Source organism: Actinomadura sp. 6N118 (assembly GCF_044326415.1).
Lineage (GTDB): Bacteria > Actinomycetota > Actinomycetes > Streptosporangiales > Streptosporangiaceae > Spirillospora.
The window spans coordinates 539,675-550,030 of sequence record NZ_JBIRAZ010000007.1 but is presented as its reverse complement, the minus strand read 5'-3'; the positions used below and the strand labels follow the sequence as shown (position 1 = coordinate 550,030).

The window sequence follows — 10,356 nt, the reverse complement described above, 5'->3', positions numbered from 1 at the left end:
CGACTCGTTCAAGCTCGCCCAGCAGGCCGCGGGGGGGGCGGCCGCCCCCGCACCCCTCACCTTCAAGATCGGCGGGGTTGGCGGAACGGGCTAGGGGGTCCCCGTCCCTTCGGCGATCGTGAACGACACGTCGCCCTGCGGGTCGACGGCCGCGTCGAGGGTCTTGTCCTCCAGGAGCTGGGCGACGTTGGGCTCCAGATAGACCCGGGCGCCCTCCTCCTCGACGACCTGGTCCCCCGCCTCGGGCGCGGGAGCGACGGAGAGCTGCAGGGCGTCGGCCCCCTCGGTGCCGGGCTCGATGCGGATGCCCGTCTCAGGCGGCAGTTCGGGATTGGCGGTCACGGTACGTATCACCTGAACGGCGCCGCTGGTCAGCGTTAGCACGATCAGCTCCTCCGGGTTTTTCGCAGGGTCGGGTGGTTGACCTGGCCCACCCTCCCCGCGAATCCCAGGCGTAAACCCCGATTCCGGAACAGATTGTGATCAGGCGTTCGGTGCCAGAGCACGTACCGCGTCGGCCGAAGACAGGCCGCCACCAGGCACGATCGCCAGAACAGGCGTGGTGAGACCGTTCTCTGCGTACTCGCGGACGCGGGCACGGCAGGCCTCGGGCGAGCCGTGCACAATCAGGTCGTCGACGACCTCGTCGGGGATCACATCGAGCGCCTTCTTGCGGTCGCCGGCCGCCCAGGCGTCGTTCATCGCCTTGAGCGCCTCGCCGCGGCCCAGCCATTCGTGGAAGGCCCTGTAGACCGGCACCGTCATATAGGCCGCGATCATCCAGCGGCCGATCGCGCGTGCCTCGTCGGCGTTCTCGGTCGGGCACACGAAGAGGCGGGCGATCAGCTCCGGCTCCTCGCCGAGCTCAGAGCGGACCGTGCGGACGTCCTTGGGGGCCAGCCAGTTGGTGATGGCGCCGTCGGCCTCGCGGGCGGCCAGCCGCAACATGCCGGGACGCAGCGCGGCCAGCACGATCGGCGGCGGGGTGTCCGGCGCCTTGTCCAGCTTGAAGCCCTTGACGGTGAAGGTGTCGTACTCCTCCTTCACCTTCTCCCCGCTGAGCGCGCGGCGCAGGAAGCGCAGCGTGTCGCGGGTGCGCTTGTAGGGCTCCTCGAACGGGATGCCGTTCCAGCGTTCAACGATCGTGTCGGACGAGGTGCCGATGCCCATCACGAACCGGCCGGGCGCCAGATCGGCGAGCGTGGCGGCCTGCTGGGCCAGCAGCGCGGGACCGCGCGTGTAGACCGGCACGATCGCCGGGCCGAGGCGGAGGTCCGGCGCCCACTGCGAGGCGAGGGCCAGCGGGGTGAACGCGTCGGTGCCGTTGGTCTCGGCCGACCACGCGTCCGTGTAGCCCAAGGCGGGCAACGAGGTGACGATCTCCTGGTGCTCGGCCAGCGAGAGACCGGTGAGCGGAATGGTGAGTCCCCAGCGCGACATGAGTCAGGTCACCTCAGGCGATGGAAGGGCGGATGGTGGCGCCGCCGTCGATGACCATGGTCTGGCCGGTCATCCAGGAGGCGGTGTCGCCGGCCAGGAACACCGCGGCGTTGGCGATGTCCTCGGGCTCGCCGATGCGGCCGAGCGGCATGAACTTGTTGATCGCTTCCTCGTTGTTCTCCCACAGCGCGCGGGCGAGCGCGGTCTTCACCAGGCCGGGCGCGATGCAGTTGACGCGCACCTTCGGGGCCAGCTCCATGGCGAACTGCCGGGACAGGTGGATGACCGCGGCCTTGGTGGCGTTGTAGTAGCCGATGCCGTGCTCGGTGACCATGCCGCCGACCGACGCGATGTTGATGATCGAGCCGCCGCGCTCCTGCATGGACTTCTTCCAGGCCAGCTGCGTCCACTGGACGACCGCGAACTGGTTGACCTGGACGGTCTTCTCGGCGGCGGCGGGCTCGATGTCGACCATGTGGCCGAAGTGCGGGCTGGTCCCGGCGTTGTTGATCAGCACGTCCACGCCGCCGAACTCGGCGATCGCGGCGTCGAAGCACGCGGCCGCCTGCTCGGCGTCGCCCACGTGGGCGGCCTTGGCCAGCACGCCGGCCTCCGGGTGGGCGGCCTGGATCTCCTTGGCCGCCTCGTCCAGCGCCTCCTGCTTGCGCGAGGACAGCACGACGTTGGCGCCCTCGGCCGCCAGCGCGGTCGCGATCGCCTTGCCGATGCCGCGGGAGGCACCCGTGACCAGGGCCGTCTTTCCCTGCAGTCCAGTCCGCATTCGCACTCCTTGTTTCGCACCGAGAGCCCTAACAGAATCCGGCTCGGTTTTTACTGTACCGAAGTAACTGACGAGTCAGTTAGCTGCGCCCCGGGACAGCTCGCCCACCCGCGAGAGTACGAAGCGACGGAATCCCTCCACCACCGGAGGCCGGGTCCTCGCCTCCACCCATGTCAGCCCGATGGTGCGTGTGGCCCCGGGGTCCGCGATCGCGAGGTGCCGCACTCCCGCCTGTCCTTGCGGCTCGTTCGGCTCGTTCGCCGGGGGTTGCGGGGACACCAGGGCCACGCCGAGACCCGCCGCGACCAGGCCGCGCACGGTCTGCAGTTCCTCGCCCTCGAACGCGATCTCGGGGCGGAACCCGGCCCTGGCCGCCAGCTCGTCCAGGATCGTGCGCAGGCCACCGCCCTGCTTGATCCCCACGAACGGCTCGCCGGCCAGCTCGGCCATCCGGACCCGGCGGCGGCCCGCCAGCCGGTGGTCCGCGGGCACGGCGAGCTGGAGCCGCTCGGTGATCAACGGCGCCCAGGCCAGCTCGGCCGTCTCCGGCTGCGGGCTGCTGATCGCCACGTCGGCCCGGCCCTCGCGGACCGCCTCCTCCAGCCAGACCGCGCGGTCCTGGATGAGCCGCACGGTGACCTGCGGATGACGCTGCCGGAAGCCGCGCAGCAGTTCGGGCACCAGCCAGACGCCCTGGGTGTGGAGGAACGCGAGTACGACCTCGCCGCGTTCGGGATCGGCCGCCTGGGCGAGCGCGCGGCGGGCCGCCTCCTGCTCGGCGACCAGGCGGCGCGCGTGCTCGGCGAAGATCCGCCCGTACACGCTGAGCCGGACGCCCCGCCCCTCGCGGTCGAACAGCCGGATCCCCAGCTCCTCCTCCAGCCGCGCGATCGCGCGCGACAGTCCCGGCTGCGAGACCCGCAGCTCTGCGGCGGCGTTCGTCACATGTCCCAGCTCGGCGACCATCAGGAACCAGCGCACCGTCGTGAGATCCATGCACTCATGCATATCGCGCATTGCTTTCAGAGAAAAGATTCATTGGACGCATGAGCGCGGAAACAACACGCTGAGGGTCATGACCACCGCCCGGAAAAGGGACCTCGCGCTCTTCGCCGCCGGGCTCAGCACCTTCATGTCGCTCTACTGCGCCCAGGTGTTGCTGCCCGAGCTCTCCCGCGACTTCGACGTCACGCCCTCCCAGGCGAGCCTCCTGGTGTCGCTGGCCACCGGCGCGCTCGCGCTGGCGATCATCCCGGTGAGCTCGCTGTCGGAACGGTACGGGCGGACGCGGGTGATGCTGACTTCGTCCGCCGTGTCCGTGGGAGTCGGCCTGCTGCTCCCCCTCTGCTCCTCGTTCGAGGCGCTGGCGGTCGTGCGGACCCTGCAGGGACTCGCCCTGGCCGGAGTGCCCGCCGTCGCGATGGCCTACCTCGCCGACGAGGTGCCGCCCGCGTCGCTGGGCGGGGCCATGGGCCGGTACGTGGCAGGGACGGCCATCGGCGGGGTCATGGGACGCCTCGTCCCCGGCATGGTCACCGATGTCGCGGGCTGGCGGTGGGCCCTCGCGGTGACGATGATGGCCTGCCTCGGGTTCACGGTGCTCTTCTGGGCTCTGCTGCCGCCTTCGCGGAACTTCCGCCCTGGCCGGGCTGACCACCGCGCACTGCTCGGCCATCTCGGCGTGCCAAGGCTGCGGCGGCTCTATCTGGTGGCCCTCGTGCTTGTGGCGGGCTTCGTGACCACGTTCAACTTCTTGCCGTTCCGGCTCCTGGATGATCCGTTCGGGCTGCCGCAGGCCGTGGTCAGCCTGATCGCGGTGGCGAACCTCGCGGGCTCGTTCACCTCGGCGTGGGCCGGGACGCTCGCCGACCGCGTCGGCCGGCGGCCGGTGCTGGTCGGCGCGATCCTGGTGTCGGCCGCGGGCCTGCTGCTCACGCTGCCGCCGTCGCTTCCGTTCATCGGCCTCGGACTCCTGCTCTTCACCGGCGGATTCCTCGCCGCGCACGCCGTGGCGAGCGGCTGGGTCGGGTCGATCGCCACCACGGCGCGGGCCCAGGCGTCGGCGCTTTACCTCTTCTCCTACTACCTGGGCAGCAGCATCGGGGGCTCGGCGGGCGGACTCGCGTACGAGCGCGCGCACTGGGCGGGCGTCGGCGCGTACGTGCTGGTCCTGCTGACGATCGGCCTTGTCGCCGCCACCTTCGTCCGGGCCGGGGCCACGCGGGTCGTGCCTCTTGATTTGAACGGTCGCTTGGTTGGTAAGCTGCCCCGGTGAGCACCATGAAGGAACGGCGTCCCGCCGTCGACGGCTGGTTCACCACCGATGCGGGGGACGTACGGCTGCTGGGCACGCGGTGCACGAGCTGCGGCACCCCCTACTTCCCCCGGAACGAGCTGGCCTGCCGCAACCCCGGCTGCGCGGGCCCCAAGGACGGCTCGGAGCTGGAGGAGTACGCGCTGTCCAACCGCGGCACGATCTGGTCGTACGCAGATGCCCGCTACAAGCCCCCGCCCCCGTATGTCTCACCCGACCCCTTTGTGCCGTACACCATCGCCGCCGTGGAGCTCACCGAGGAACGCATCGTCGTGCTCGGGCAGACCGTGCCGGGCATCGGCGTCGCCGACCTGGAGGTCGGCATGGAAGTCGAGCTGACCACCGGCACGCTCTTCGAGGACGACGAGGCCGAATACACGGTGTGGATGTGGAGGCCAAGTGCCTGAGCGGAACACTGAGCGGAATGCCGGAGCGGAGCGCCAGCGGAGTGAGGATTTTCCGCTCAGTGCGCGGGGGTCTGGGGGTCGCCCCCCAGAGAGTAGGGAGATCGCTGTCCTCGGGGCTGGGATGCACCCCTGGGGCAAGTGGGGGCGCAACTTCGTCGAGTACGGACTGGCCGCGGCCCGCGCCGCGCTCGCTGACGCCGGGCTGTCGTGGCCCGAAATCCAGTACGTCGCCGGGGCCGACACCATCCGCAACGGCTACCCGGGCTTCATCGCGGGCGCGACGTTCGCCCAGGCCCTCGGCTGGTCCGGCGCCCGGATCTCCAGCTGCTACGCCGCCTGCGCGTCGGGCGCGCAGGCCATCAACAACGCCCGCGCCCAGATCCTCGCGGGGCTCTGCGACGTCGCCCTTGTCGTCGGCGCCGATGCCGCGCCGAAGGGGTTCTTCAAACCGGTCGGCGGCGACCGTCCCGACGACCCCGACTGGTTGCGCTTCCGGCTCCTCGGTGCGACCAACCCGATCTACTTCGCCCTCTCCGCCCGCCGCCGGATGGCCCTGCACGGCGCGACGCTGGACGACTTCGCCGCGGTCAAGGTGAAGAACGCGCGGCACGGGCTGGCCAACCCCAACGCCCGCTACCGCAAGGAGGTCACGGCCGAGGACGTGGCGGAGTCGGCCGTGGTCGCCGATCCGCTGCGGCTGCTGGACATCTGCGCGACCAGCGACGGCGGCGCGGCCCTGGTGCTGTCGTCGATGGAGTTCGCACGCCGGCACGGCATCGGCGACCCGGTGCGGATCCCGGCGTTGTCCACGGTGACGCCGACGTTCCCCAAGACCGTGCTCGATCTGCCCGACTTCGCCACCGACTCCGCGATGACGGTCCCCGAGCCTGAACGGCCGTTCCGCTCAGCCGTCGCGCACGCCGCGTACGAGGAGGCGGGCATCGGGCCCGAGGACCTCTCCCTGGCCGAGGTGTACGACCTGTCCACCGCTGTTGAGCTGGACTGGTACGAGGACATCGGCCTGTGCGAGGTCGGCGGAGCGGAGGAGCTGCTCCGTTCCGGTACCACCGCCTTGGGAGGACGCATCCCGGTGAACCCCTCAGGCGGCCTCGCCTCGTTCGGTGAGGCCATCCCCGCGCAGGCCATCGCCCAGGTCTGCGAGCTGACCTGGCAGCTACGCGGGCAGGCCGAAGGCCGTCAGGTCCAGAACGCGCGCGCCGGCATCGCCGTCAACCAGGGCCTCTTCGGCCACGGCTCGGCCATCATCACTGTTCGCTGACGCCCTTACTCGCATTACGGGCGTCCGCGTTGCGGGCGACCAGCAGCGCCCACGCGATCAGCGGGGCCTGGACCGGCAGGCGGCCGTAGACGACGGCACGCAGCGGAAGCGGGCGATGCCGCCAGTCGCGTGCCATCTTCACGTTCGCCGGGAAGACCGCGGCGAAGAGCGCTGCCGCCGCGAGCGCGCCCTTCCGGCGCGTCTTCGGGTGGGCGACCGCGGCCGCGACGGCCAGCTCGGCCGCGCCGCTGAGGTAGGTCCACGTCCGCGCCTTGCCCGGCAGGCGTCGGGGGACGATCGCGTCGTACGGCCACGGGGTCAGGAAGTGGGTCGACCCGGCGCCGGCCATGAACGTGGCGAGCCGGCGGGCCGCACGTGACGAATCAGACATGCGCAGAGTCTGGCAGAACGCCTCGATCAGCGGGGACGGAAGACGCCTCCGATGAGCTTTTTGCCGTAGGGCACCTCTCCTGCGCAGCGGTACATGCGGTCGCCCAGTTCGAACCGGCTCTGCGAGGGCGGGATCACGCTCACGTCCCACCTCCACGACCGGTATTTGGCCGCCCGGCCCTGCAGCGACCGCCGCAGGATGGTCTTGGAACAGACCTTCCGCACGGTCGGATTCTTGCCCAGCAGATCCCGGTCGCCGGTCTCGCCGTCCGGCGGCATGAGCGCTATCGCGAAGACCTGGCGGCCGTGTGGCTCCTTGCAGTCGTACCTGCCCATGGACAGGATCCAGCCGTTCACCCAGACACCGCCGCCCCAGCACTCCGCCGTGCGCGTGCAGCGGGCGCGGGCGCCGGGAACGAGCGCGGCCGGGCAGTTCGCGGTCACGGTCTCCACGCCGTAAAGCTTCTTGTCGGCGGCCGCCGCGTTCGCGTTACCGTTGCCCTTCCCCGGTGTGGCGACGCCTCCCTTGCCGCCGCCCTGCTGCACGGCGCCGGTCTTGTTGGGGTCCGAGCCCGTTCCCGAGTCCGGCGCGAACGCGACCAGCGCGCCCGCGCCCAGGATGCCCGCCGCCACCAGCGCCGCAGCCCCGAGGATGAGCCCCTGCGACAACCCCCGTGACTGCCCGGCGGGCTGGAAGGCCGGCTCGGTCGTATGCCCGTCGGGGACGGGCGGGGCCGGCATGGTGCGCAACGGCGCCTGCGACTGCAGGTCGGCGGCGGCCAGTGCGTCCCGGAAGGCATCGGCGGTGGGGATGCGGACGTTCCGGTCGAACGCCATGGCCTGCCGGAGCACAGCGGTCAGCGCGGTGGGCACGCCGGGGAGGTCGGGAACGGGCTGCTGCTGCGCCGCCATCAGCGCCGCGATGCTCAGCTGCCGGTCGGGCGGGAAGTGCGGCGGCCGGCCGGACAGCAGCGCGTACAACGAGGCCGCGAGGGAGTAGACGTCGCCGGCCGGGGCGGGCTCGTCCAGCCGGAACGCCTCGGGCGGTGCGTACGCGGGAGTCAGCGCCTCGCGGGTGGCCGAGGACTCCATGCCGGGCATGGGCATGCTGGCCAGCCCGAAGTCGGCGAGCCCGGGGTTGCCGTACTGGTCGACCAGGATGTTGGCGGGTTTGACGTCGCGGTGGAGCACCCCGGCGGCGTGGGCCGCGGCGAGGGCGTCGGCGATGTTCACCCCGATGTCGCGCACTTCGGCGGGCTGGAAGGGGCCGCGTTCCTGGAGCCGGTCGTTCAGGGAGCCGCCCGGGCAGAGCTCCAGGACCATGTACGGCCGCCCGTCCGGGAGCACGCCCGCGTCGTACACCGCGACGACGTGCGGGTGGCCGGACAGCCTCCCTGCGGCGGTGACCTCCCGCATGAAGCGGCGCTGGTCCCGCTCGGACGTGAGCGGGCGGCTGTCGACCTTCAGCGCCACCTCACGCCGGACGGAGAGCTGGCGGGCACGGTAGACGGTGCCGAACCCGCCCGCGCCCAGCGTCTCGACGAGCTCGTAGCCGGGGATGTTCATGATGCCGTACTGCTCCTGGGATGCCGGATCTGCAGCACCCTAGTTGATCGCTACGGCATCCTGCGGATCTCCTCGATCACCGTCGGCATCATCGTGTTGTTGTCGCTCACGTAGTCCAGCAAGAACCGCAGCTGCTCGTCGGTGAAGCCGTCCAGCTTCTCGCCGAAGGCCCGCCCGATCGGCTCGAAGTACTGCGCGAAGCGACCTGCGCTCTCCGGGACGAGCTCGATGATGACCCGCCGGCGGTCGTCGGGGTCGCGGGTGCGCTTGACGTAACCGGCCTTCTCCAGCCGGTCGATGACGGCGGTGATCGCTCCCCCGGTCGTGATGCCCATGAGCTGCGCGAGCTGGCCCGGCGTCTGCGGCCCGTCCAGCGTCAGCGCGTTGATGCACTGCGCGTCCGTGACGTTCATGCCCGCCTTGCTCGCGGTGGTGTGGTGCAGCAGCACCGTCCACATGGTGCTGCGCTGGATCGCCAGCTGCAGCGCCTGCTCGATCCGTGGCCGTTCCGGGGTCGACACGCGCCCACCTCAATTCTCTCGTATATCGAGAGATTCTAGCAGGCGCGCGCCGCCGTCTTGGGGGTCAAGGGGGTCAGGGGGTGGTCAGGCTTCCTCGGCTATTTGTTTGGCCCAGCGGTAGTCGGCCTTGCCGGCGGGAGAACGCTTCATCTCGGTGACGAAGGCATATGTGCGCGGGACCTTGTAGCCCGACAGCTCCTTGCGGCAGTGGGCGTCGAGGTCGGCGGGATCGGGGGCCTCGCCTTGCGCCTGGATGACGGCTGCCACGCGGCTGCCCCAGCGTTCGTCGGGGATGCCCGTGACCACGGCGTCGTAGACGGCCGGATGGCCCTTGAGGACCGCCTCGATCTCCTCGGGGAAGACCTTCTCGCCGCCGGTGTTGATGGCCTGCGAGCCGCGGCCGTAGACGGCGATCGAGCCGTCCTCCTCGACGGTGGCGATGTCGCCGGTGAGGAGCCAGCGCTTGCCGTCGACCTCGGGGAACGTACGGGCGGTCTTCTCGGGGTCGTTGTAGTAGCCGCGTGCGATCCAGCCGGAACGGGCCACCTGGCCCATGACGCCGGAGCCGGGCTGGACCACCTTGAGGGCGTCGTCCAGGACCGTCACGTCCTCCACGTCCGGCGCGAAGCGCAGGCCCTTCTCGGGAGTCGAGCCCGCGACGGCCTGGGCGGTCGAGCCTGACTCGGTGGAGCCGAACCGGTCCAGGATCATGACGTTGGGCAGCGCGCGTGCCAGGCGGTCGTGGACGGTGCCTGTGAGGATCGCACCGGTGGAGACGTACGCGAACAGGCTGGACACGTCGTAGGAAGCGCCCGGTCGCTCCAGCTCCTCCACCATGGGGATGGCCATGGCGTCGCCCGTGATCGTGAGGGAGTTGACCTTCTCCCGCTCGATCGTCCGCCACACCTCCGCCGCGACGAACTTGCGGACGTAGACCACCGTCGCGCCCATCCACCACGAGATGAACGTGGCCATCTGCGCGGCGCCGTGCATCAGCGGCGCGACCGGCATCATCGTGATGTGCCCGGCGTTCACGGCCTGGTCGACCACGTCCTGCGGCTTGCCCGGGCGGGGGAAGGTGGGGTTCCAGAACGCGAGGAGCATGTCCTCCATCCCCCACATCACGCCCTTGGGCATGCCGGTCGTACCGCCGGTGTAAATGATGTAGGTGTCGTCGCCAGACCGTGCCGGGAAGCCGCGCGTTGCGGGCTGGGCGGCGATGGCCTCCTCGTACGGGATGGCGCCAGGGACCGTGGACGGACCGCTCACCGAGATCAGGTGCCGGATGGACGGCACCTGCGGGACCGTCGCCGCGACCCGGTCGCCGAACTCCGCGTCGTAGAGCAGCGCGACGCTGTCGGAGTCCCGGTAGACGTAGAGCAGCTCGGTCTCGACGTAGCGGTAGTTGACGTTGATCGGCACGGCCCGGATCTTCAGTGCGGCCAGCAGGGCGACCGCGTACTCGATCCCGTTGTAGAGCTGGACCGCCACGTGCTGCCCGGGCTTCACACCGGCGCTTTCGAGGTGATGCGCGAGACGGTTGGCCTCGGCGTCCAGCTCGGCGTAGGTGAGCCGCCGGGCACCGCAGACGAGCGCGACGCGGTCACCGATCGCGTCGGCGACCCCCTCGAACAGATCCGCGTAATTGAACTCCATCG

The 10,356-nt window shown here is 70.7% G+C and carries 11 protein-coding genes; 3 read left to right on the top strand and 8 right to left on the bottom strand.

Translation table 11 applies throughout. The features are described from left to right. Positions 1-90 precede the first annotated feature (90 nt). From ACH34W_RS21460 to ACH34W_RS21445, 4 genes are all read right to left on the bottom strand, one after another. Positions 91-384: a Fe-S cluster assembly protein HesB gene (locus ACH34W_RS21460; protein ID WP_395962706.1), complete on the bottom strand. Its 294-nt coding sequence runs from the start codon at positions 382-384 to the stop codon at positions 91-93. Between the two features lie 99 nt (positions 385-483). Then, positions 484-1,440 (bottom strand): LLM class F420-dependent oxidoreductase, encoded by a 957-nt coding sequence (locus tag ACH34W_RS21455; RefSeq protein ID WP_395962705.1) that lies wholly within the window; start codon positions 1,438-1,440, stop codon positions 484-486. 13 nt (positions 1,441-1,453) lie between these two features. After that, complete coding sequence (locus tag ACH34W_RS21450) at positions 1,454-2,221, bottom strand: SDR family oxidoreductase (RefSeq protein ID WP_395962704.1); 768 nt, start codon at positions 2,219-2,221, stop codon at positions 1,454-1,456. A gap of 75 nt (positions 2,222-2,296) precedes the next feature. Continuing rightward, positions 2,297-3,217 carry a LysR family transcriptional regulator gene (locus ACH34W_RS21445; protein WP_395962703.1) on the bottom strand — a complete coding sequence of 307 codons (921 nt, stop codon included), beginning with the start codon at positions 3,215-3,217 and terminating at the stop codon, positions 2,297-2,299. A 79-nt stretch (positions 3,218-3,296) separates the two neighbouring features. Here ACH34W_RS21445 and ACH34W_RS21440 point away from each other — a divergent pair, with 79 nt between their 5' ends. The 3 genes from ACH34W_RS21440 (at position 3,297) to ACH34W_RS21430 (ending at position 6,221) form a co-directional block, all read left to right on the top strand. Then, positions 3,297-4,496 (top strand): MFS transporter, encoded by a 1,200-nt coding sequence (locus ACH34W_RS21440; RefSeq protein ID WP_395962702.1) that lies wholly within the window; start codon positions 3,297-3,299, stop codon positions 4,494-4,496. Between the two features lie 5 nt (positions 4,497-4,501). Further along, the gene (locus ACH34W_RS21435; protein ID WP_395962726.1) at positions 4,502-4,942 is read left to right on the top strand and encodes a Zn-ribbon domain-containing OB-fold protein; all 441 of its coding nucleotides are present in this window, start codon (positions 4,502-4,504) and stop codon (positions 4,940-4,942) included. Positions 4,943-5,063: 121 nt separating this feature from the next. Continuing rightward, positions 5,064-6,221 (top strand): lipid-transfer protein, encoded by a 1,158-nt coding sequence (locus tag ACH34W_RS21430; RefSeq protein WP_395962701.1) that lies wholly within the window; start codon positions 5,064-5,066, stop codon positions 6,219-6,221. Here the strand turns inward: ACH34W_RS21430 and ACH34W_RS21425 are convergent. The 4 genes from ACH34W_RS21425 to ACH34W_RS21410 form a co-directional block, all read right to left on the bottom strand. Then, the gene (locus ACH34W_RS21425; RefSeq protein ID WP_395962700.1) at positions 6,208-6,612 is read right to left on the bottom strand and encodes a hypothetical protein; all 405 of its coding nucleotides are present in this window, start codon (positions 6,610-6,612) and stop codon (positions 6,208-6,210) included. The two genes, ACH34W_RS21430 and ACH34W_RS21425, sit on opposite strands and share 14 nt — an antisense overlap. 26 nt (positions 6,613-6,638) lie before the next feature. Further along, entirely contained in the window at positions 6,639-8,177 is a 1,539-nt protein-coding gene (locus ACH34W_RS21420; RefSeq protein WP_395962699.1) for a serine/threonine-protein kinase, read from the bottom strand. Positions 8,178-8,227: 50 nt separating this feature from the next. Then, the gene (locus ACH34W_RS21415; protein ID WP_395962698.1) at positions 8,228-8,698 is read right to left on the bottom strand and encodes a MarR family winged helix-turn-helix transcriptional regulator; all 471 of its coding nucleotides are present in this window, start codon (positions 8,696-8,698) and stop codon (positions 8,228-8,230) included. A gap of 84 nt (positions 8,699-8,782) precedes the next feature. After that, a complete protein-coding gene (locus ACH34W_RS21410; RefSeq protein WP_395962697.1) occupies positions 8,783-10,354 on the bottom strand; it encodes an acyl-CoA synthetase in 1,572 nt (523 codons plus the stop codon). Positions 10,355-10,356 lie beyond the last annotated feature (2 nt).